We start from the raw sequence: 24838 nt of genomic DNA, 5'->3' as shown, positions 1-24838 counted from the left end.
CTAACGCACCGAATGTGTTCTTCGTCCACTTTTTCAAATAAATACGACTACCGTTACCCCGACAGCGTGCTCCGCAACCTGACCTGTTCGGCCAGAGTACTATCCGCCTTACGCTACGGAAATAGCTCCCACTTTTCTACATAGTCTGCAATGATTCGTCGGCGGTGAATTCATAAATTATTTGTACCATGCCATTATATTCCTGCTTTTAAATTAATGATACCAAGTTGGCCGCCATAATTAAATAGCCCTGATTTAGAGAACAAATCATTAAAATCAAAAGTCAAAGGGGTATCTAAAACTTAGGCTCTCTCTTGATGCAAGCACGCATCTTTAATTCATCTTACATTTTTAACAAGACGCTGCAAATGTGCCTGCAACTCTCGATCCTGACAATATACATAACAACCCTTCATTCCGCGTGTCATCAACGTACGATAGGTGTTTTTGATGATCTGGTCTGTAAGTTTGTCGGTACCATCCACATCCTCCTTCCTCATTTTTTTAAACCCTCTAACAGTCTTATCATTGACATCTCGGGCATATGCATCGGTCACAATCCGACCGTCACGAACAACCATATCCTGCCCGATAATAACTCCGATGTAATCAACCTCCAATCCTTGGCACGTGTGGATACATCCGATTTCATTCACCGAGTCTGGCTGTATGATCCAGTTCATACCATCATCTGCAAGGTTCCATTTCATATGAAAATCGTACTCAGGAAACTCAATATCGTATGCCTTCTTGTCTCTCTTGCTGAGCCATGGCCAACAGTATCCTGCGACTAAACGCGCGCGGTTGCTGATCTTATTCTTCTTAAAAATTAAATCGCGCATTTCGGCCGGACTGTCAAAAATCCGAAAATCGTAATCAAGGTCTTCAAGAGTATCATTGGCCGTCGCCCGAATCTGTAGAGCGTTGTCAAGCCAGGCCAGGTACCCATCTGAGCCATTACAACGAAACTGCGACGAAAGTGCCAATTTCGTGATCTCAGCACCTATTTGTTTAGCGTGCTTGGAGATTTCATCAATTGTCCCAATATCGTGAAGGGCCACTTTTTGATTCTCATCAATGAAGAAAATACTGAACTTTGACGCGTGAATGATTTCCCTAACCTGATTGTCTCCAAGGTTCATGAACATGCCCGACTTTTCATTGAGTCGATGGGCTTCGTCAACAATTAATGCGTCGTACTCATCGGCTATGGCATTTGTGAAGGCTCCAGAACCGGTAAACAAATTGGAAATAACCGTCTTACGGACTTCTCCTTTTAATTTGGTTTCATAGACCGTTCGGGGGGCAGAATTTTTTGTGACATATTGCGCTAAAAACCCTTTTTTAGTAAGCGCCACCAAAAGATTGATAGCTACGACAGACTTTCCGGTTCCCGGGCCTCCCTCAACAATCAGAACCTGTTTACGACCACTATCCGCCCGTTGCGCCATGACTACGGCGTTCTCGAAAACAACTTTCTGGTCGTCTATCATGATGAACTCCCTGTTTCCTTTCAGCATGGACGAAAGACTGTCGGCAAGGTATTTTGAGGGGCGTATTCTGCCGTGCTCTATTTGGAGGATGATATCTTTATCGTCCCCATAACGCACAAATTTCATAATGAAATCACGCAAACGTTCTGCGTCCTGCCTTAAAAATAAGGGAGCCTTTTCTATATACGGCTGGTAAAAAGGATGATCGATTACGCCATCGGAGGTATAATTATGAAGGTATGCACAAGGATTTAAGACAATGTTTTGCGTGTATATAGCCTCATTGAATCCGTTAAGTAACGCCGCATACGACCATACTTGATAAGACGGATGAGCGGTCTCTGCTTTACCTCCTTGAAACGACGTCTTTACTACTCCGTCTTTGTCCGTTAGTTCGGCCTTTTCCCACTGCTTTAGTTCAATCAGTATCACCTGACTTGAACCCACTTCGTCCTTACCCGTCAACAAAAAGTCAATCCGTTTTGACGTTTGGGATATTCGATACTCGATGGCAACGCCTGCGCTATCGGGTATATCAGGAGTGTTTAACACGTTGCACATATACATCATGGAATTCCGCCATGACCTCACCTCGGCTGCCGTAGTCTCACTGAACAAAGTGACGCGAAAATAATGGTAAATTTCCTCATCAATTCGATTAGCAATAACATCCTCGGTAAACTTTGCTTTAGTAGCCTGATATACAATCATAGTTCATCGTACTTCCTGGCCGTTCCCCTCGCCTTTTCTACGGGGTACTTTTGATCGTTTTGTTTTACCTTCTCCAATACAATTTCGAAGATATCCAGTCCGTGCTTTTCCGCCAGTAAAAACGAAAACGCCAGCACATCAGCCAGTTCTTCTTTCAGCTTGTCCGGGTTGACCTGCTCAACTTCATCGCCTTTTTTCCACAGGAAAAGTTCATTGAGTTCAGCAGCTTCAATGGAAATGGCCAGGGCGAGGTTTTTGGAATCGTGGAATTGAGCCCAGTCGCGCTCATCACGAAACTGATGCAAAGTATCAATGACTTTTCTGTATTTATCCATAGTGAACTCTGCTAATCAAAGAAATGATACGTAAAATACTCAATTCACAACAAAACCTTTCGTCAAGGGCTTAGGCTAAAATAACTATTTTTTGAAGACAAGCGATAAATTCAAACAGTCTAAGCTTATCTGTTATCCTTCTAAATTCGGAACGTATAAATTTGCGCCTTCTGAGTCGCCAGCCATAACGTTGACGCAAAAATTTCACAAATCACCTCGACACGTTCTAAAGCACAAACACGATTGCTCCGTGGGAAAGTTTCCGCAGTAAAGGTCGGCAAATTCGATTCGGATATTTGTCAACCATTATCTAAACCCTTTTTTAGCGAGGTTGAAAATGACCACCTGCCTTCTAAGCAGGCGGTCGCAGGTTCGAATCCTGCTGCGATTCAATGCTAACGTAGTATGAAAATCGTAATGAAACGCATAACGGAACGAAGGATCATGAGCTTGCAGACTGAACCACAACAACCCATTGTTTTACGTCTTTCCAATGGCTACTACCTACTTCTTCTTTCGGGAAAGCCGAAACAACGGAATGTCATACAAGACCGACATGCTCAGCCGACTCACATCGCGGCCGGTCTCCGTAACGGACACCGTGCCATCCGTATACGTAATATCCCGAAGGTTGCTCAGGTATTGATAGCGAATCCCAAAACTGACCGGAACATGTTTCAGGTTATAGAAAACGCCCGCCCCTGGCGACAGAAAGTGCTCGAATCGAAGATCGGCATATTCGGCATCATCATTCTTGAGCCGCACATTCACAAGGCTTCCAAGATCTAAGGCCTCAAGAAACACCGTCCAGGAACCCGTCCTGTGTGGCCAAAACGAGAGCGCGATGCCAATCGGGGCAGTGACTCCCGCAAAACCTGAATTCGCCTGCTCAACACCACGCACCTGTTCCTGTCCCGCCTGCAAGCCTGCATAGGCATTGATGGAAAGATGGAATGCATCATTCCGTTTTTGTGTCGACGTGCCGATTGGTTCTATATAAGACCGTAAGATTTGCCGTAACTGGTCACCATTGTTATCGGAAGCAAGTTGCGCCGCCACTAACAGCAGATCGTTCTTCATGTCCGATTCGCCCAGATATGGGCCGAAGCTCCGGACAATCGTCAAAACCGCCGCAGGATAGTTTTTTTGCACAAGGGCTTCCGTCACATGGGTGTAGGTATCACACATCTGTAGAATTCTGTCAGTAATGTGATAGTGGACGCGTAATGCCGAGTCGTGGAAAAATACGGAAAGTAATCGGTTCAGGGCCCCGTTGATCTTCCTGACATAGGCCACCTGGTCGGCAAAAGTAAGTAGTTTGAAATTGCGGGCTGCAGCATACTCGTACGCGTCATTCAAATCGCGTCCCAGCGTAAGCAACTCATACATTTTCTCGGCTGGCGTACCAGGGCCGGCGTTGATATAGGCCGTAAGCGTAGGGTACATCGCCAAAGCACCCTCAAGCCTTTGATAGAACTGGCATACAAAGGCATCCGTCGCAACCTGGGCGGGATTGAGGTAGACAGCGGGATCCAACCATACCGATTCACCTCCGTCTGGTGCCCGCAAGGCATTCGAAACAGCAGCCAACACACCGGTAATCTCGCGCATTTCCGCGGAAGCATACGAACGTGCTGCGATCCGGTTGATTACATCGGGAAGTGGCGCACCGCGCGACGCTGACGTATATACGTCATCGGCGATCCCAAATAAATCAAGTGCCATCGGATACTGGTTCAGTTGATGGAAAACCAATTCCGGGCTACGGCGAAACATATCCGGTAAATTCGCAAGATCCTCGCGAATCAAAAGCTGCAACGACACCATATCCAGGCCCGTGTACGAATCTCCTGATGTATACAATTCCCGGATGTATTCGGTGGATTTGGGAAACAATGCAAAAAAAGAATCTGCATTCAGGATTCTCTCTCCGTCATCCGCACCTGGTTCGATTACATCCCGAAAAAAAATACGTATCGCCTGATGTAATAATTCGTGCTCAAAACGATCGGCGATCACCCGCGATAACTCGTTAACGACCGCACTCTCCCAGTTAAACCCATTCGTGCCGCTGGCAGGACTTTGATTGAACTTACTGGTTCGCGCCACACGCGCTTTATCCAGTATCCGATTGTTCATTCCCGACACAGTGCTACACGGAAAAACATAACTCACATCAAGGGCCGACATCATGGCATTTAGCGCAATTGGTTCTGAAATATCAATCGTCTCAAGAGCCGGCCGGGCCGTCAAGGTGAGCGGCATATAGCGCAAGGCAAATTGCCGCATGGCTCTAATTTGATCCGCGGAAAAGAAATCCCGGCTTGCATTGTATCCCATAAAATTCGTGACCATGATATCGTGTCCCCATTGCTGATACGGATAGGAAAGCGCCTTCCCCAGATTTTTCTTCTGTGTCGGCGTATCGGCAATCCCATCGTCTCCGTTTCGGCCACCTTCAAAGATATGCCGAAGTCCCAGCCAATGGCCCGCCTCATGGGTCAGCGTATGCGAGGTGCCGTTCGCTAAATCCGGATCAATTACCACCCCATGATTCCCCGCCTCACTGGGCGTGAAAGCACCCGTATTGGTGCGGCATACATAGACATTCAGGTAACGATACGGCTCGATCAGCTTACTTTCGGCAAAAGGTTTGCGTTGCTGGTAGCGAAATACGCGCGTACGGGTCTGCTTCACGATGATTCCATTGGTGGGAGTACCATCGGGCAAGACCGTGGCCAGCGTAAACCTGATATTACTGTTATCTGGAACCCAAGCAGGATTGGTACCCGCGGCCCGTGGAAAGGATGTGTTGGTGCCGGCAAAATCACTCGACAAAGTCGCTACCATGGCGTTAATGTTGACTGCATTAACCGTCGTCGGGTCTTCACAAAGAACATGCACAATCACCGGAATCGTAATAATCTGGTCACTATCCAGTACGGTGTCGGCTCCGGGCAGTTGCACCGTTTCGTAGACGGTGCGACAGGAAACCATCCCCGCCAACGCCGCGAATAAAAAGAGTCGTTTCATATCAGCGTATTTAGTGGCAGACGCCAGAGGGCGCCACCTAAGTAAAATGCATAATCAGTGCGTTTGATGACCGTCGCGCGGAGGCGGATCCCCATGGGTACCATGCCCCTCACTTTCCCGTTCAAGAAATACATAATACCCAATCAGGATTAACAGCAACACCCCATAAGCTGACAGTGCGATGACCGAACGCTGCTCTTTTGTGATTTCCTCGATCGTATGTATAATCACCGTCGCAATAATGGAAGAAGCAAAAAGTGCTTTCGAAAATTTCAGTGTACGGGTCGCATGGCTTTGGTCGGTCTTCGACATATTGGCGCCAAGCCAGAGGTTTTTCAGGTAGGCGTTATAATATCCGAGAAAACTGAACAGGATGAAAAACGGCAGGAATGTCAGGAAAATATGCTCCGCGAGTTTGAGGTAATCCGGGTCGGATGGCTTCGACGTTTCCTCAGGCGCACCCCCCGCCTGTATCATCAAGGTCTCTTTTCCTTTTAAGTTGATTTTCAATGAATCCCCCGGGGGCACTGTTACCGTTTTCATCTCCGGCGACGACTTGCTTGCAGTAACCACGATGGCAGATTTTTCGTAATGGGAACTGGATTGAAAGGCACCCCAAAGGTACCCTACCGTTTTGCACGTGCCGAACAAAAAGGCGAACACGGTCAGGGCCATAATAAGATAACCGAGGCCATCAGCAAAGGCTTCCTGCCATCTTCGTTTGCCCCAAAACAAATCCCATTTACTCCTAACACTTTTTTGATGCGTTAGTTTACGGTTTTTGCCGGTGCGCGAGGCAATAAATTGTAACAAGGTGTCTGTTGACTGCGAGCGGTATTTATGGAGCACCAGACACTTGTCCCGAACCTCGTCAAGGTCTGGATTACGGTCGTCATCGTTGGTCAACAAAACCAGGTTAAGTTCCTCTCCGTGGGCTTGGGCACGCTTATGAAGTGAGTTGATCAGACTAATTCCCGTATTATCAGAATAATCTCTAAGACAATTATCGATTATGATGATATCGGCAGATGCTATTTCCGGCAGAAGATCATTGGCGTTACCAGCAAGAATGTCCTTGAGTATCTTGCTCATACTGAATTCATCGCCTTTAGATTGCCAATAGTCGGGCCGCACTTTTATATCTAACAAGCTGAAATTCTCCTCCACCTCTCTCTTGAGGGTTTTGAAATCATGCTGATTATCCTCGATGTATAGTACGCTCTTTCTCTTAATTATTTCCATCTTTTTCACCTAGATCTTTGTTCTTTTCACTATCCGCAATTTTTCAGTGTAATTGTCACTGTGAACCGTTCGTTTCCTTCTTCAATCCGGGCACGGGGCAATCCCAGCCTCTCGAGTATTTTATTGCACATTGAAAGGCCATGGTTTTTTTGTACCAAATCTCGTTTTTCACGTAGTCCGGGGTAGGTTTGGTTAATGAATGTAATAGTGTCCTTGTCTGATATGATCTTAAAAAGGAATTTCCCTTTTTCAGGTATTGGGTGGTACTTTTTCATATTCAGTATCAATTCCGGTATCACTACATTAAACAGGTCTTCATATAGCGTGCGGGGGAATACTTCGAGCTTGAGTTCTGGATGAAGGATTATCTTTCCTCCCAAACGTATCTCTTTGCAGATAAACGTTACGAAATCTATAAAATGCTCCCTTAGATCGTCGGCATAGACCGGCACATTCCGCGGTTTATGGTCTTCCCTGGGCGCGCCGATGGCCCTGATCTGGCCGCGGATGGCGTCAATTATAATGTCGGCCGCACGTAAATAATCAGGATTTGGCTCGGTCATGCTTTTCATGACGTGCAGATAATGGCTGATCCCATGTGTCAGGGCGGAAGAAGTACTGTTTAACGCCTCGTTGTGGATGAGTTCCACAAATGCATCGTTCTTGATTTTCCGATTTAGATAGGCCAACAAATCGTCCCGAAGCAGAAATAGCAACCGCACTTTTTCGACGTTCATGAATTGTCGGAAACCATCAACCGTAGGTAACTCCGTTGAGTAGATTACCAAAACAGCCGTCGCTCTTTCCGACGCATTTTCGACTGTCTTTACCTCCGACAAACGGAAATACAACAACATATTTGCGTCTTCGAAGAGGTCAATCTCCATACTGTCTTTTTGAAAGGCGTGTTCAACGTTTATGTTGTTTCCCGCATGTTTCCGGTAGAACGTATTTCCGGGCTGGGTCGTTATGAATAAGTCTTTTTTATCTCCGGTTCGTAATACAGGCAACAAGGTCTGCACACTATAATCATCCGCGCCTTGCCAAACGCCGTCAAACATCAGGTCGATCAATCCACCCTCGGGCGGGCGAATATCGTCGAATACCCCGTCGTTAGGATACACCGGCCAAATCTCTTTTTTTGTAGTTTCTTTACCTCCATATTCTACAAAAAGGGCATATCCCAACGCGGCGCCATCCCCTCCCGTTTGGAATACACTAAGTATCGATGACATGACATTCCGTACCTGTTTCCTGATAGAATTTGACTCATAATCCCCTACACGCGACTGTGCCGGATTTTGATCCAGTTCGCGCTCCGACACTTGTGTAAGGAAATAGGAAGTGGCGAGCATCTTAGCGGTCGCCCTTCGTATTTCTTCAAATTTGACCGGATCACTGAAAAATTGGGACTGTCGGAGAAACAACAAAGCCAGTTCATGCGCGCGCGAATGAGAAAGTGGAAAGGACGCCTCGAACCATTCGTCTGCCAGATACTTCTGATAGATGTAGTCCGCTATGTCGCCAATAGCACCTGACGCCGCAGTGTCGGCCTGCCTTGCAATGTGGTTGGAAAGGCGTCGTAACGGCAGGATATTTTCAATTTTAAAAAGGATGCAGTAAATCAAGAACGGATCCCGTACCAAATCCTTTAATTCGTGGGTTCCATTCTTTTCTGAATCTATGTCCCTCAGGTAGCCCTCAAATGGGATAGCCTTGGCAACATCGCCTTCAAGCGCCTCCTTTATGCAGTAGAGCAGGTAATAGCTAAACTTCCTGACGTCCTTCGCTTCAAACTCCGAAGACGTATGTAAAAGGCCGCCCAGTTTGTCGATAAAGTCATCTTTCAAAAAAAGAAGGAACGGTTTTGACAGTACGAAGTTCGAATGCAGTTCAACCGTCCGTCTGATCAAAAACTTCAGTCTCCTGAAACGATCATAGGTGAGACCGCTACTTTTGATAATTTCCATCAACGCATCGAGTTGTTGCAAATTGTAGCCGAAAATCTGCCCGTAGATATTCTCGTAATTCCGGAAAGGCGCCCTCGAAAGTATTTTCACGAAGGTATCCTCAACGAGTTGCACATGCGACGGATGTGGAGAGTCGTTTTCCTGAATCAGTTTATTTGAGAAAAAGAACTGTTGCGCGCGTCTTGTTGTGTTTTCCTTGCCGAGGATCCAGTCAATGCTGATCGTTTGTTTTGGTCTGCCACCAATAGTATGAAAGAGAAACAACTTCAACAGGTTCCAGTGCCTTTTTGAAAACCGGCCCTGCAAAAAGTCATACTCATTTTTATCCGACTGTGCGGCATTTTCGGTTTCCTCAAGCGAACGCACCTTGCATTGTTCGACCTCACCCGCGACGTAGGTTCTCAGGGCATCCAAGTGACATTTTTCGAGCATCTTCCCAAGGGTAACACGACGTTCCTCAATCGGATTTCCTAGACGCGAACTGGCAACAAGCTCAACATTGAGCTTAAAGAAGGCCACAATGTCATTTTGTGGAACGATTTGTGTCTTTTTCGATTTTTCAACTTTCACCTCCACACTTTTTCTTCTTCCACGGGCCTGCCAGATTTTGGCTTCGGTATACCGATTGGTGCGGTCGATTAAGGTAAACAACCGATCAATACCGGCTTCTGTCCGACCCCGGATTTGTTGTAGTACGAATTCCATCTCACGATACTCCACACCTTCAGACAAAGCGTCTGTGTAGTAGATGACGTAATGCTGGTTCGAATCCTCCTTTTCGCCATCAGGCCCTTTAGTAAAATACTCCTTGAGATTCTCTATAGGCTCGTTGAGCGGCTGGTAGGTAATAAGCGTAACTTTCCTATTCAAAAAATGTCCGTCAGCAAGCAGATCTTCAATGACCGGTGCGCTTCGTTCCCTACCGTTGGTTATAATCAAAATCGACTTGTATTCTTTAGGTATTTTAGCGATTTCATCGCCAAATAGCTCTATTACTTTCCCTTTATTTTGTTGATAGAAAAGGTCCGTCTTAATGTAATGTATGTAGCGGCTTTGGCCAATTCCCATATTGCCGAAGACGTGCGCTCCGACGCCACTTTCATCGATTTTTAGCACGTCATAGAATTTGCGCCCCTCTTCATTCTCATAAACATTGTTATCGTCGAACGCGACCGGAGAGACCACCAACATAGGCGTTCCGGTTCCCTGCGACACGGGAAAGAGATAGCGCTCACTGCTCGCCTTTTCCGGAAAACATAAGGGGCACTCATTTTCCGGGAAAACCTCGCATACAAACGTTTCCAGGAAATAAGACTTCTCGGCGGATCCCTCTATACATTGAATTTTAACGTGATCTGTAACCTTCTTGCGATACGCGGAAAGCAGGGAGTTATCTTGTTCTGACTCCAGCAAAAAAAGCGTAAAGGATTCCGGCAGGAGCTGGGACGAAGGACTATTTGCTTTTATGTAACGCCCGACCTTACTTTTCAGCTGGTGGTATACGGAGAAAGTCGACCCCACAGGCAGGATAATCAGGATATGGGAACGAAAACTCGGTTCGAACTGAAAACGGGCCTGCTCTTCATCCGCTTTGGATGTTTCAATGGCGTAATTCACTTCTACAGATGGCGAGTCCTCTAACCGCCACAGCCTATTAAGTTTAAAGGCCGTTTTACTTAACACCAGGTTTGCATAGGGCCTGCAACTAAGTAGTGTAATATCTTTTTTTTGAGGAAGCTTTTTGATTATGAGACCGACAAGCTTTTCCGCAAGTTCTTCCGCCTTCTCTTCCGACTCGAGTATCTTTTTAAAATTGCGGTAGGATTCTGCGTGGAGCCGACCGGCCTGGAAATGAGTCTTTTTTACTGCGTTGTTATCCATAACGTATAACAAAATTTTCCAATTAATCAATATCCTCTCTAGGCAATCTGACGCTAACCCGCAACACATCGACGCCAAAAGTTCCCGATACAAAATGCCTCACGATCCAGCCAAAACTAAACCAGCCGTGCCACCAGGTCACAGGGCTCACATGAGCGTAACGAACTGGTAAACTACAAATTAAACTGATTTTAAGTACACCTTAACAAGTAGAAATACCTGTTTTTACAGAGGAAGAAAATATGGTTGATACTTGACTACTCGTGAGACCGCGACTGCCAACGGAAGGAAATCCCTCCTGCGTCGGGAAGACAATTGGGGCGGAATGAATGCACCGGTAACTGAGCACCTGAGCGCCTTAATCCCTGAGCGTCCAACAACCATTTACCAACTACCAATAACTGCCCACTGCCTACTGCCTACTCCTGCGACTGCGACTGCCAACCGAATGGGATCCCTCCTGCGTCGGGAAGACAATGGTGGTGGAATGAAATGCACACGGAACTGAGTCCTTGAGCACCTCAGTCCCTGAGCGCCTGAGCATCCCACTATCAACAACAAAACCCAAGCAAAAGCCTCTGTATACCGGATGTAGGGGTACGAACTACATCTGTATAACTAAAACAGGATTTATTTAGTAATCTGTATAGCTATTTTAGGACGCGACAAGTTACTGGATATTGTATAGATACTGTATAGATACTGTATGGATACTGTATGGATACTGTATGGATAGAGTATCACGAGTGTATTAAAACCGTTTACCAAAATTGGAGGCTTCGTCGCCCCTAAAATAGCCCTTCACACCAACCACCCCGATTTCGAGCGCAGCCGAGAAATCTAAATTTAGAAAGCCGTCGCCGTCATCCCGAGCAAAGCGAGGGACCTACACCGTGTGAGCAACTGAGCAACTGAGTAACTGAGTAACTGAGTAACTGAGACTGCCTACTAACTACTTCTTACTCATCATTTACATTGCCTTTGATGCCAAAGCGAACCCATCCTACTCAAAGAAAAACGATTGGTACCTCCGATTTCGAGCGCAGCCGAGAAATCTAAATTTAGAAAGCTCGCGCCGTCATCCCGAGCAAAGCGAGGGACCTGCGTGAGCGCTTGAGTCCCTTAGTCCCTGAGCACCTGAGCGCCTTAATCCCTGAGCGTCCAACAACCCATTTCCAACTACCAAACACCGACCACTTCTGAGACTGAGCGTCCAACAACCAACAACCAACAACCAACTACCGACTACTGACTACTGACTACCGACTACTGACCACCGACTACCAACCACCAACCACTTCTAATACACCACCTTCTTCGTCACTACCTCCCCATCGGTCGAGGTAATCTGCACCAACACTACCTGTTGCGCTGCCTTCAGGTCGTCGAGTTGTGCTACGTACGAGTGGATAGCGTCTTTGGTGTAGACCAGACGTCCACGGATGTCGAAGACTTTTATACTCCCTATCTCCGCTAGTCCCACATTAACAGTCAATATCTTGTCTTCGTTCTTGTAGATGTAGACCGTGTTCGCGGTGAAATCAGGTGTCGATAAGGTCGTATTCACATATTGTAGTTGCAGACGATCATTGAAGTCGCCTGCTTCCGTGGCAAAACTATACGAGGCTTCCTTGAGATTCGTTACCACACCCGTAAGGTTGTCCTTCAGGAAAATAGCCTGGTCCTCTTCGAAAAGACCGTCAACATGATCCAATGATATCCGAAACGTACCAGCGGCTTCCGCATGAAGACTCATCGGAACCACATCCGTCACATCAAACGCCGGACGCGCCTGGATGCCATAACGTTCCGTGCCAATCAACGTGCCAATGGCATGGCCGGTAACTGATAATGGCCCATCTAACGAAGGATCCTCACCCATCGTACCCTCTGGCACATAACCCACCATAATCTGGTTAGCCGGCGTATCACCCATCGAAAGGTTCAGCCAAAAGCGGCTGCGATCGCCTTCGAAACTGCGGAAAAACTGCCCGTCGTTATTGCCCGTCTGCATCGCATAGGTAAACTGCACCTGAGTCAGGCCTGAGGTGTTATGGAACAGGAAGCCCTGTCCGGTTTGTATCGTACCATTCGGAACGGGCCCTCCGGGATAGGCCGCCGTACCGCCCAGCGCGTTATACATCGCGTAGTTGCTGGCGCCAGGTGCCTGGCTGTAGTGCCCCCAAAAGTAGAGCGTACCAGGATTGACCGAAAGGAAACCATCCGTAGCATCGGCATCAATGGTAGACGAATACGGGTTACCGATTAAATTGTAGCCTTTCGTCGGACCCGATTGCGTCACCGGCACGTTCAGGGTACCATAGTTCGGAGGCCCCGAGAATATGCCATTGAAAACCGGCGCCTGCGGCAGCGTGCCCGGGTTCGCAAAATCATTCGGCGCCCGCACCATATAACCCTTACCCGGAACGAAGTCGTAAGTAGCCGTCGGCTGGTTCAATCCCGATGCCGTGAACACCGCCTTAAACGCATTCGTCGGCTCGTCCAGCACATAGAAGCGGTTATCGAGCGTATTGGGTGAAAATGCCTTCAGGTTTTGTTCTTTGACCGGCGACGACCAATACACATAATCCTGCCGCCACATCGACGCGTTGCGCAATACGGTGACCGGCGGAACCGGTGTTACATCATCGCTGGTGTAATAACTGTAGCTGGCATAGATAAGATTGGCATCGTTTGCCACCGTCAACGGGCGCATATTAATGAGTTGGAAAAGCCGTACATCCTTTCCGGAATCGATAACCAATGAACTATAGTTTTCAAGGAAGGATGCCGTGATGTCGTCTACTACATGATGGGTGCCGCCGTTAAGGCGAAGAATATAATAGGCCGACCCGCCCCAGGTCTTAATGGGTTGGGAACCGTTCAGTGCAATCTCACTGGTGCTGAATTCGTACGTAGTGAAACTGTCGGGAATATCCGCTCCCGGGCCTACCGACAGAAAGCCCGGTACGCTTAGCGTACCTCCAACTGTTTGCCGCGTCACGGGCGCTTCAAGCACCAGGAAACCAGCGCTGGTAAGGTCGCCGCGCAAGGTACGCGGTGTGGTTACCGTTACGAATCCGGTCAGGTCTACCGAAACGTTCAATGGCGGGTTCGTCGTGGGCCACTCCTCACCTACTATACAGCCATTGGCATACCGGAGACTTCCCGACGCCCCGTAGGCGATCGCACCATCAACCGTAATCGTCCCAAACCCCTCTTCGAAGGATAGCGTACCATTGACGGTAAGTGTCACCCCGGCATCTACCACCAGCGAACCGAACGATCCTATCGTCACATTATTCAGTGTCTGGTTGGATGAAATACGTAGCGTGCCGGCCGTCATGGTAACGTCGGCCGTCGATGGGAGCGTGCCTCCGCCTGTGCGGTTCAGTTGTAAAGTACCGGAATTGACAGTGGTGAGTCCAGTGAAGGTATTGGCGCCTGTCAGGATTACGGTGCCTACCCCGTTTTTCTGTAAGGTATTGGCAATCGCGCCGTTGTTGGAAATCACCCCGGTCACGGTATACGTCTCAGACGCATTCGCCGTCACATTGATCGGGATATTCGCCACCGAAAGCCCCGTGAAACGTCCGTCCATATTGGCTCCGCTGTTCCGGAGCTGTATCTGCCGGATGGCCCCGCCGCCATTGGCCATTGGCTCGATATTGTTGCGCGTGCCGCCGATGACCAGGTTGAATTCCTTATCGGAAATCACCTCTAACTCATACGTTACACCGCTCTTGAACGTCGTGAAATTCGGCATGTTGCCGTATATGAAACCGTTGGCCGTGTTATAGCGTGCGTTGTTATCGCCCCCGCGAAACTCGATACGGGTCACTGCGTTATTGGCATAGCGTTGGTCGAGTGTACTCCCGCCGTCAAAAAGGTTATTCGTGGTCCGGAAAGACACACCGATGATGCCATCCGTTACGATGCCGCTGCGCGAACCCGTAGTGGCACCCGCGATGGTAATAACCAACTTTTGTCCGGGGTTCAGCGTCGTATTCGTTCCCGGGCCCAAATCGCCTGCGGTATGGATAAACCGCCCGCGAAGCTCCCCGTTGGTGATACCCCCGGAAGAAAACAACCCGATTCCATCTGTAATCGTAAAAGCACCCGAACTCGCTGCCCAGACATTCGTCCAGGAACCGACACCCGTGCTATACGTTTGACCGAATGATGAGAAAGAAGCCAGCAGCCACAGAAAAAGCAACAGCCCGCGAAAACGTAAAGACACCATACCCTTTGACTCTTATGTGTTTGTGGGGGGTAAAAATACATAATTTCCGCAAAGGGCGAAACGGTAGGGTGGGAGAAAAGGGGGAAGGCTTGAGGGACTGAGGAACTGAGCAACTGAGTAACTGAGCAACTGAGTAACTGAGTAACTGAGTAACTGAGTAACTGAGACTGCCAACGGCCTACTGCCAACTGCCTACTGCCTACTGCCTACTGCCTACTGCCCACTGCCAACTGCCTACTTCTCCGACTGCGACTAACTAAGCAGCAGCCCCCTTCTTTCGTCGACCGGCATAAAAGGCGGCAACCGGAAAAATGATTTGGGTAAAGGCCCATTCGGGATTCTTATTCAGGAACGCCCATAACTTGGCAAAGTAACTGCGACCGTCGACATACACCTCGGTTTGCAATTTGATGGGGCCGGATGCTTCCTCCCATGGCCCTTTCTCGTCGTCACAACCATAAACCAGAATAGAAATGGTCATTTTTCCAACGGCCTTCGGCTCTACATACCAGGTCCAGTGCATGTCCTTCTTCCCGTCAAACACTAGCGTGTCTGATTGCGGCTCTACAATGATGGCGAACTTATCACCCCCGCTTCCTAATGTCACGAACATTCTTCTGGAAATACGAACATCGCCGGTTTTCACGTCGCCTGACTGACGTTTCTCCTTTTCCATAGCACCTGATAAATGCTTGTTAAAACGACGAATCGCTTTTTGGAGTTCCTCTTTGGTGATCATGACGCTGATTACGCTTTGCTGGCCTTCAATCATGCTATGCGGACAAAAATACACCAACTTACCTTCGACGCTTTCCGACGGCGTCCCGGGCTGTGCCGACTGGACAGAGGTGGGAGCTGCCGGTTTCACCGTAGAGGGTTGGACCGACCCCGATCGCACAGCGGGGGTGCCGGAACCGTTACGGCTGCTGCCGCTACCTACTTCCCGCACACTGTCTATGTCAGGACTCTCCCCTTGACTGTCGCCGTTTGAACCACCCACCGACCCGAGCACATCAGGGCGTCGGTCTTTGGGGACCGATATGCCGTCTCCGTGGCTATCGGCACACCCCATCATTTCGAGCGTTCCCGCCTGATCCGGACAGGCATCCTGCTGGTCTGCCACGCCATCCCCGTCGCGATCTGAAACAACCGGGTCGGGGCTCTTTCGGAGCGTCACGCAACCGTATACAAAGAACAGGTTGAGTGAGATAAAGGCGGTCAAAAATAAGGCGTATCGACGCCAATTTCTGTAAGGACGCCTCTTGCGGGCATCGTGTGGTAGGTGGGAAAAAGGCATGATAGCGTGGTTAGGTTAGGCAATGCGGTACGTGCACCGGTTAAATGGATCGTTCCAAAATAGCGGGAGGTGCCGGAAGCGAAGATAGGGTGATAAAGACGTTTCCCAACCAGGTATAAATACCTGTTTTTACATCTAGTTGTCAGATTTTCAGAAAAATACGCCTTTATGTATTTTAAATCTATTGCGTTTGCCAATTGATGCGTGTAGCGTTGGCACGCACCGTACGTGCATGAGGCCAACCTGCGTGACATCACGGCGTCCCGACAAACCGCAAATAGGAAAGCCCCCTGTTTCCAGAAGGCTTTCGTATGGCAAAACCGCAACTTTAGTACGCGACTTTCTTCGTCACCACCCTGCCATCGTTCGACGTAATCTGCACCAACAACACCTGGGCTGCGGGTTTCAGGTCGCGTAATTTCGTGACCGTAGTGTTTAGGTTCGGTTGGGTATACACCAAACGCCCACGACTATCGAAGATCCGAACCGTGTTTATCAAAGAAGCATCGGCATCGAGCGTCAATACCGCGTCAGTGTCTTTATAGACTACCAGCGAGTGGGATTCAAAAGCCGGAACTGACAACAGGTCAACTACATCTGGTAATTCATTTTTTGGGGTACGGATGGAATCAACCCTGCCACTACAACCGGGTGTGCTTTCGCCTACGTACCCATTTCACGACCTCGTACCACATCGCGGAGACGATTCCCAGGCCGACAGAAAGCGCCAACATCGTCCATCCAGGCGTTTCAAACTCAAAAAAGCGGGTCAGGGGTGGCACAAAAACCAACAGGTCTACGAGTGCAGTGGTGAGCGCAATGATGCCCGGCACCATGGGGTTGCGATAGCGGGTGGTGGTCAGCACCGAGTAATAAAACGACCGGTTTACCAGCGTCAGGGTACTGTTGGCGGAGATCAGCACGACGAACACCAGCGTACGGGTCAGCGCTTCGCTATAGTGTTGGTGCACCGCAAACTGGTACATCGACAAGGTGGCCAGTGTAATGACGAGTCCCTGCACGATACTGGTCGACAACTCCCGCCCCTTGAAAAAAGTGGTCGTGAACGGCCGCGGTTTCTGCTGCATGGCGTTCGGCTCAAGTGGTTCATTTTCGTAGATGATGGAACAGGTCGGCCCCATGATGACCTCGAGGAAAATGATATGCAAAGGCGAGAAAAGATGCGGATACAGCCAACCCAGTACCAACGGGATAAAGACCGTAAGAATAATAGGAATGTGGATGGAAATGATATACTGTATCGCCTTCTTCAGGTTCGCATAGATCTTCCGGCCCATGGCGATCGCATCGACCATCTTCGAAAGATCGTCTTCCTGCAAGACCAGCGAAGCCGCCTTCTGGGCCAGCGCCGTGCCCGAGCTTCCCATGGCAATACCGATATGTGCGGCTTTCAGGGCCGGACCATCGTTTACCCCGTCGCCGGTCATGGCCACGATCTGCTGTTGCGCCTTGAGGGCCTCGATGACCGCCAGTTTCGCTTCCGGATACATCCGTGTGAAGAGATGATGCTCCATCACACTGGGCAGTCGTTCCGCTGGCGTGAGTCGCATGAAGTCATCGCCGCTGATGCTCTTCTCACATCCCACAAAACCAATCTGCCGTGCGATGGCTTTGGTAGTCGCCTCGTTGTCACCGGTGATGATCTTTACGGCGATGCCGGCCGTATAAAAATCCTCCAGTACGTTCTGGATATTCGCTTTCGGTGGATCATAAAACGCGACCAATCCTAAAAAACGAAACGGAAGCTGCTGTTGGCGTTCCGGGAAATCCATTCCGGCAAAATCCGACGTGCCGACCCCCAGGATACGGAGTCCGTCGGCGGCCAGCGCATGCACCGCGTCGTGCACGGCCTTTTTCTCTTCTTCCGACAGCCCACACACGGCAATCAACGCTTCGGGCGCCCCTTTGGCGGCGATGATCCGCACACCCTTTGCGTTTTCAAAGACGTGTGTCATCATCGGCGGCTTGCCACTTAAAGGATACTCGTGAACCAGCGAAAAAGAAGGCCGTTCATCCGAAGGAAACAGGGTGCCATACTTTTGGTGCAGCGCTTTCTCCATCGGATCAAAGGCGATGGGTTCACTGGCCCACATTGCCAGGCGCACCAATTGTTTTTCCGACTTCGAAAGTGAGGTATCCGCGGGGGTGATGGTGTTGGGTAAGGTAAACAGGCGCGCGAGGCTCATCCGGTTTTCCGTGATGGTACCGGTCTTGTCCGTACAGATAACCGTCGCGCTTCCCAATGCCTCCACCGTTTTCATTTGCTTGACTACGATGCCCATCTTCATGAGTCGCCATGCACCGAGCGCCATAAACGTCGTAAAGGCCACCGGAATTTCTTCTGGCAGGATGCTTAGCGCCAGCGTCAGTGATTGTAGCAAACTCGACAAAAGATCGCGGTTTTGGAGGTAGTTGAGTACCCAAACAAGCACGAACACCGCCGTACCGGCCAGTGCCATGTTGCGCACGAAATGACCGATCTGTAGTTCAAGCGGCGTTTTCTCCTCCGTAATGGCGTCCATACTGGTGCCGATGCGCCCCAACCGGGAGGCATTCCCCACCGCGGTAACGGTTGCAATCGCAAGACCACCCAAAACTGTTGTCCCTTTGTAAATGCGGTTATCCTCCGAATGAGGGCTTTTCGCCACGGGCATTGACTCGCCTGTCAGCACGGATTCGTTCACCGAAAAGTCGTTGGAATGGGTAATAACGCCGTCGGCCACAATCGCCGCACCTTCTTCCACCATCAGGCTGTCACCCACCACCACATCGGCGGTGTCGACCTCCACCACGAGGCCGCCGCGCACCACCTTGCATTTGGGTTGGGTAAGGGCTTTGAGCTTTTCGAGCGCGTTCTTACTTCTTGAATATTGATAAAGGGATAACGACGTCTGGAAGGCGATGGCACCACACAGGAAAAGGCCGTCGCCCGTTTTCCCACTTACAAAATAAATCGCAGCCGCCACCAGAAGCAGCACCATCATTGGCTCGGTAGCCGTCCGTTTGATGGCCAGCCACAACTCGCTCTGCGCCCGGAACTCCATTTCATTCCGTCCGTATTTCGTCCGGGCTGCGTGTACCTCGGCCTCGCTCAGGCCTTCAACATGGTAATTCTGGTGGGTCATAATGTAGTATTTACCCTTACGGGATTGCCAACCGAACCTTTACGTTCCCTTCACAGAAAAGGACAGTCCTCCACCTGTTCGGACAAAGATACCACACAAATCCAGCTATAAGATCATGGAACGACGTTATACGTGACAGACGGCAGTACTTTTGAGGAAACGCTGCTATTTCTCTCCCTGTAGGTACCTCCGTCCGCTGGTGCCATGAGTCTGAGTCTCTGAGTCCCTGAGTCCGTGAGCGCCTGAGTGTATTACATCAAGAACCTGACACTTCCTCCAAATCCCTAACCTTATCACTGACTAACCCTAGCTCCTGCTTCCTAACTCCTATTCCTACTTAAATAAACACCCTGAGCACCGCTGCGTTTAAGGGAAAACGGGCCCACACAAGCCCCTTATTTGCTGGCGATTTACCCTATATCACCCGGCTCGCGTTGGCTACTATCTAACCACTACGCCAAAAAATTGACACATTTTATCTATATTTAACAAGTCGCGTCCTAATTTGATGTAAGCGACCCTACAGTAGACGTATCTTTGGCTACAGCACTTTTTTAAAACCCCTTGACAAATGGCACGACCATTGGTTCTCATAGTCGAAGATGAACTCATCATCGCCCTTGACATCAAGGAAATCCTGGAGGAAGAAGGGTATGAGGCGCGGATCAACATCACCAGCGTCGACGATGCCATTGCCGCCATCCGCGAGAGCAAACCGGCTTTGGTGCTGATCGACATCAACCTCAAACAGGCCAAAGACGGCATCGACCTGGGTACCTTCCTGTTACAAGACGATACGGTTCCGTTTCTTTACATTACGTCCTACTCCGACAAAACCACGCTCGAACGGGCCTCCGAAACCCGTCCGTATGGTTATATCGTCAAACCGTTCAAACGCGCCGACCTGATTACGACGGTTTCCATCGTGTTAAACAATTTCCGGCATCGGCATATCGATGTCATGCGGCAGGACAAGGAGATTACCGACGATATTCCCTTCATCCTGAAACAGTCGATCCGCTACATCAATGAGAACATCACCGAGCGCATCAAGATAACAGACCTCGCGGCACAAACCCGATGGGAGTCGCAGCACTACAACCGGATGTTTACCAAATATGTAGGGATGACACCCTACCAATACATCATCGAAAAGAAAATCGATAAGGCAAAGACGCTGCTGACCGAAACGGATATTCCGATCGTACAGATCTCGTTTGATGTCGGCTTCAAGAGCCACAGCAACTTCTGCGCGCTCTTCAAACGCGCCACAGGCAAGACGCCACAGGCCTTCCGGAAATGGCAGGAGGTGCAGCGCCGCTACCTTCCGGAATAGTACCGCAGCCTTCCGATAGACCCCTCTATCGTTTCCACTGCAACTAATGTCTATTTTCCGCAGGAGACGTTCTTTTCCGGCACCAAAAACATCGGGAAGCGGATAGCTTTGCAACTGAAACCAACGACAATCCCATGCCCAACCCTTCCTCCTTGTCTTCTCCTTACGTAGTTATATTTTAGCGAAGGAGGTCTATCCTTACCTACATCATGGTGCGCGAGTTATACGTTTCAGGGCCGGACTCGTTGTTTCAGCAAGAAGCCGTTTTCTCCATTGTGCGACTTCTCGTTTATACGTATTCTTAAATGGATAAGGCAACAGGTGCCGCAGACGCCTGACTGCTTTCCGAAAGGCATTGACGTTGGGGGTCAGTGCCTTTCATTTTTATGCGAATCGCCTGCCCATCACGTCGGGGATCAGGTGCAATTTTATCTATTTTTAGCACATTTCGACGGTTTTAGGTCACGTCGTATGGTGGGGCTATGGTACTTTTCCGGTTTGAAACCCCTACGTGCGTCATCATGAAAATTCCTCCCCGGACCCTTATCGCTATTTTCATCGTCATATTCGGCATCCTCTCGTCTATCGGTATCCTTTACCTGGTATTCGAACCTACACCCGTTAATGTACAGACCGCGCCGCCTGTGCCTCTCGATAGACATATGCTTTTGCTGTTAGTACTGGCTTCGCTATTTGGCCTTCGGATAAAAGCGCACAGCGTCCGGTAACAGCGTCCCTGCCTCTAAGTATGACTTCTATTTTTGCGTTGCAAAAGGACCGCAGCGGCACGCCCCGTCTGATCGCTGGTTTTCCCTCCTTTTGTGTATCTTTCCTGAAAATTAGACCACTAGGTATGGGGAGCCCGTCGAAAGGCATGACGCTGTTGTTCGTGTTGTTGGTGCACTGTGCCCTTTTTTCGCAGGCGTCCCGCTACCCCACTTCGATCAAATGGATCAATACCGACAACGGCCTGAAACAACTGTCGGTGAAGTATGCCATTGCCGACGATATCGGTTTCCTTTGGCTGGGTACCGAGCTGGGCCTCTACCGCTACGACGGCCGTAACCTCATGGAAGTGCAGGATGCCCGTTACCCCAACCTATCCAAACAGCGCATTACGCGGATGGGAAAAGACATCCTGACGGGCGATGTATATTTCGACACCTACCCGGACGCCTTACAATATGTGATCCGCAAAAACCGTATCGAACGGCTTGATCCTAAAAAATATTGGCGCAATGTGATCTTTACGCTCGGGTATTATTGCTATGTCTCGTCTGATCCGCTGGTAAAACAGGTACTTGACCAGCCGCAATCGGATGCCTTTGTAAACCGGTATGCGCTCACCCTTTTTCCCTCTGCCGGCCTGACCAAAGACTACCTCTACCTGCCGCAACCGTCTGATATAACCGTATTCGATAAAAAAGGAAAACATTACCAGATCGGCTATCCGTCGACCATAAATGTCGTGATGCTGCAATTCTCCGACACCCTCGTTACCCTCGACAAAGGCGAAGCGCGCGGTATGGCCCACGGACGGTTGCTTCCCGGTCCGATTGGGTTAGACAAACGTATCAGGGAGTCTCTCACGCAGCGTACCGGTCCGGCTACTGACCGCTATATATTTGGCTCACGGGACAGCTATTTCATAAAACACAAGGGAACCATCTATCGCATCCGTTATCGCAACCGCCGCCTCACGACCGAGTTTTTGTTTCAGGCACCGTCGGAAGACATCACGTCGATTACCTATTTAGCGTCAGAGGAGTTGTATGCCATCGGAACCAAGGCGCATGGACTCTGTTTACTGAAAATGAATCCGTTTCACACCATCCTTTGTCCGGAAGATGGCCCCAACAACGAAATCAATTACTGCTATAACGTTGTCCCGATATCGGATGAAGAATGGTACAGTCCGTCCGGGTGGAAATTCAATTTTCTTACGGGTGCACTTGAAACCGAGAGCTTCCTCAGTGATTCCCGCAACATCCGTTTCATGTTACCCTACAAGGGCCAATTTTACTATGAAGCCCAGCACGAATTATGGAATGTTGCCACCCGAAAACCCGATCATGATTTTCGCTTTAAGCGGGTCGAATATGGTTTTTCCGTCAACCTTTGTGCTTACACGTGTCACAAAAACGAATTGTACCTCGTCGACGACTATTCGCTTTACCGCCTAAACGGAACTGCATTCGAAACCGACCCTCGCTTTAAGAAGAATTTTGCTTTAAGAACCGTCAACGGATTGTATTCGGTCAACGGACGATTGATCGTACCGACGACTAAGGGCGTTTATTACTATAACGAAAAAACGGGGAAAGCAACTGTTATACCGGGACTCGAACAGGTAAATGCCCGTTACGTAAAGCGCATCGACGCGGGCCGTTTTTGGGTCGGATGCTATGGCGACGGGTTATACATCGTAACCCCCACCCGAACCTATAAAGCGCGTGACCGGAATATCGCCCTTACCACCGCCCACGCCATCGAAGAAGACGCGCAGGGGCACCTCTGGATCAGCACCAACGACGGCCTTCTGGTAACGCCGAAAGCGGAAGCCCTGCAAAAAATCACCTCTGGAGAACCGCTATACTGTTACCGCTACTCGACCAACGATGGCCTTCTCACAAACGAATTCAATGGCGGTGGCACGAACCCATCGTTACACACCAGGGAAGGCATTCTGGGTTTTCCGAGCATGAAAGGTTTCGTGTGGTTTGACCCGTCGAACCTTCCGAAGAAACGATTCAGGAGCCACATTCTCATGGACAGGGTCACGGTCGATAACAACCGGCCTGTGCCATTAGGCCCGAATGCCTATCGCATTCCGAAGGAGGCCGGCGTAATCAAGCTGGATTTCAGCTACGGCTATTTTTACAACCGTGAAAACCTGACGATTGCGTATCGTTTCGATAACGATGAATGGACGGAAGTCAGCGGAAACTCACTGCAAATGGCGCGTTACCAACCCGGACGCCATCAGTTACAGATTCGGATTACCACACATGGTTTTCCGGAGAAGACCGCCGTGACCCAGTCGTTCACATTTGATTTTGAGGAACGCTACTACGAAACGGCGTTGTTTTGGGTGTTCGCCGTCCTGATGCTCGTTTCTGTGGTATACATCGCCTATTTATTAGGGTTGCGTTACCAAAAACGGAATGCCGAGCTGTTGCGGCGTCGGATTGCTGAAAAGACGGGCGAACTCAGTGATACCGTCCGCGAATTGGAGGTTTCCCGAAATGCCGTCACCCAGTCGCTACATGACAAAGACGTGTTGTTGAAGGAGGTGCACCATCGGGTGAAGAACAACCTCCAACTGATCATTAGCATGCTGAACATCCAGGCAAGGCGGAAAAACTATACCGATATCTACGAATTCCTTAAGAAAGGGGAAACGCGGATCAGCTCGATGGCGCTCATCCACCAAAGCCTATACCAAAGTGAGGAGTCAGCCGATAAAATCCATTTTGGCCGCTATATAGACGACCTCGTTTCCTCTATTAACCAAACGTTCGAGAATACCGACGGACGGGTAGCCATTGACGTAGACATCGACCAAATATTGTTGAACCTGTCTACAGCCATCCCACTCGGACTCATCATCAATGAGCTGGTCACGAATTCCCTCAAGCATGCTTTTCCGGATAATCGAAACGGCGTCATCCAACTCCGCATCCATAAAACCGGACCCGTTGCTTTTGAACTGATCGTATCGGATGACGGCGTGGGCTTTTCGGATGAAAAACGGCAGCGTAAGTCATTTGGCCTCGAGCTCATTCAGTTGCTCGCGAGCCAGCTTCGTGGGCAGGTCCGGCTTGAAAGTGTAAGCGGAACCCGTTATACGATTACCTTCCAGGAAATCGACCTTCCGCATATAGAGTAGCTTCTTCCCTGAAAACATAAGCCTCCTGTTATCCACCCAAACGGATACGGATACCGCTATCCGAAATCTTCTTCGTGATTTGATTGTTGCCTTGCATGACGTTCTGATGTTCAGCCGTTCAAGTCTGGCTCTTCTATGATTTTATCTCTATTTCAAGCACACGCCCCCGTTTTTCGGCACATTATTCGAATAGGCCGACTGTAGTTTTGTCTCGTTGATCACTCCCTGATCACGGCACGGCCGACAATGCCCAAGTTGTCTG

At 49.4% G+C, this 24838-nt stretch carries 12 protein-coding genes; 3 read left to right on the top strand and 9 right to left on the bottom strand.

Going from position 1 to position 24838, the window contains the following annotated elements; all coding sequences use genetic code 11:
- Positions 1-338: 338 nt before the first annotated feature.
- From MKO97_RS05710 to MKO97_RS05670, 9 genes are all read right to left on the bottom strand, one after another.
- Positions 339-2204 (bottom strand): DUF2075 domain-containing protein, encoded by a 1866-nt coding sequence (locus MKO97_RS05710; protein ID WP_241105102.1) that lies wholly within the window; start codon positions 2202-2204, stop codon positions 339-341.
- A complete protein-coding gene (locus MKO97_RS05705) occupies positions 2201-2539 on the bottom strand; it encodes a nucleotide pyrophosphohydrolase (RefSeq protein ID WP_241105101.1) in 339 nt (112 codons plus the stop codon). Before MKO97_RS05705 ends, MKO97_RS05710 begins: the two co-directional genes overlap by 4 nt.
- A 504-nt stretch (positions 2540-3043) precedes the next feature.
- Positions 3044-5572 carry a M43 family zinc metalloprotease gene (locus tag MKO97_RS05700; protein ID WP_241105100.1) on the bottom strand — a complete coding sequence of 843 codons (2529 nt, stop codon included), beginning with the start codon at positions 5570-5572 and terminating at the stop codon, positions 3044-3046.
- A gap of 54 nt (positions 5573-5626) precedes the next feature.
- Positions 5627-6823: a hypothetical protein gene (locus MKO97_RS05695; protein WP_241105099.1), complete on the bottom strand. Its 1197-nt coding sequence runs from the start codon at positions 6821-6823 to the stop codon at positions 5627-5629.
- A 20-nt stretch (positions 6824-6843) separates the two neighbouring features.
- A complete protein-coding gene (locus tag MKO97_RS05690) occupies positions 6844-10665 on the bottom strand; it encodes a hypothetical protein (protein WP_241105098.1) in 3822 nt (1273 codons plus the stop codon).
- Positions 10666-11965: 1300 nt separating this feature from the next.
- A complete protein-coding gene (locus MKO97_RS05685) occupies positions 11966-14908 on the bottom strand; it encodes a T9SS sorting signal type C domain-containing protein (protein WP_241105097.1) in 2943 nt (980 codons plus the stop codon).
- A 256-nt stretch (positions 14909-15164) separates the two neighbouring features.
- Positions 15165-16205 carry a hypothetical protein gene (locus MKO97_RS05680; protein ID WP_241105096.1) on the bottom strand — a complete coding sequence of 347 codons (1041 nt, stop codon included), beginning with the start codon at positions 16203-16205 and terminating at the stop codon, positions 15165-15167.
- 328 nt (positions 16206-16533) lie between these two features.
- Positions 16534-16788 (bottom strand): T9SS sorting signal type C domain-containing protein, encoded by a 255-nt coding sequence (locus MKO97_RS05675; RefSeq protein WP_241105095.1) that lies wholly within the window; start codon positions 16786-16788, stop codon positions 16534-16536.
- Positions 16789-16846: 58 nt separating this feature from the next.
- Entirely contained in the window at positions 16847-19351 is a 2505-nt protein-coding gene (locus MKO97_RS05670; RefSeq protein ID WP_241105094.1) for a cation-translocating P-type ATPase, read from the bottom strand.
- Positions 19352-19922: 571 nt separating this feature from the next.
- Here MKO97_RS05670 and MKO97_RS05665 point away from each other — a divergent pair.
- From MKO97_RS05665 to MKO97_RS05655, 3 genes are all read left to right on the top strand, one after another.
- Complete coding sequence (locus MKO97_RS05665) at positions 19923-20687, top strand: response regulator transcription factor (RefSeq protein WP_241105093.1); 765 nt, start codon at positions 19923-19925, stop codon at positions 20685-20687.
- A 521-nt stretch (positions 20688-21208) separates the two neighbouring features.
- Positions 21209-21415: a hypothetical protein gene (locus tag MKO97_RS05660; RefSeq protein WP_241105092.1), complete on the top strand. Its 207-nt coding sequence runs from the start codon at positions 21209-21211 to the stop codon at positions 21413-21415.
- Between the two features lie 125 nt (positions 21416-21540).
- Positions 21541-24576 (top strand): sensor histidine kinase, encoded by a 3036-nt coding sequence (locus MKO97_RS05655; protein ID WP_241105091.1) that lies wholly within the window; start codon positions 21541-21543, stop codon positions 24574-24576.
- The last annotated feature ends 262 nt before the right edge of the window (positions 24577-24838 follow it).

Source organism: Flavobacterium sp. HJ-32-4, from assembly GCF_022532105.1.
Classification (GTDB): domain Bacteria; phylum Bacteroidota; class Bacteroidia; order Flavobacteriales; family Flavobacteriaceae; genus Flavobacterium.
Note: the sequence above shows the minus strand (reverse complement) of the source record. Positions and strands in the feature narration are given on the sequence as shown.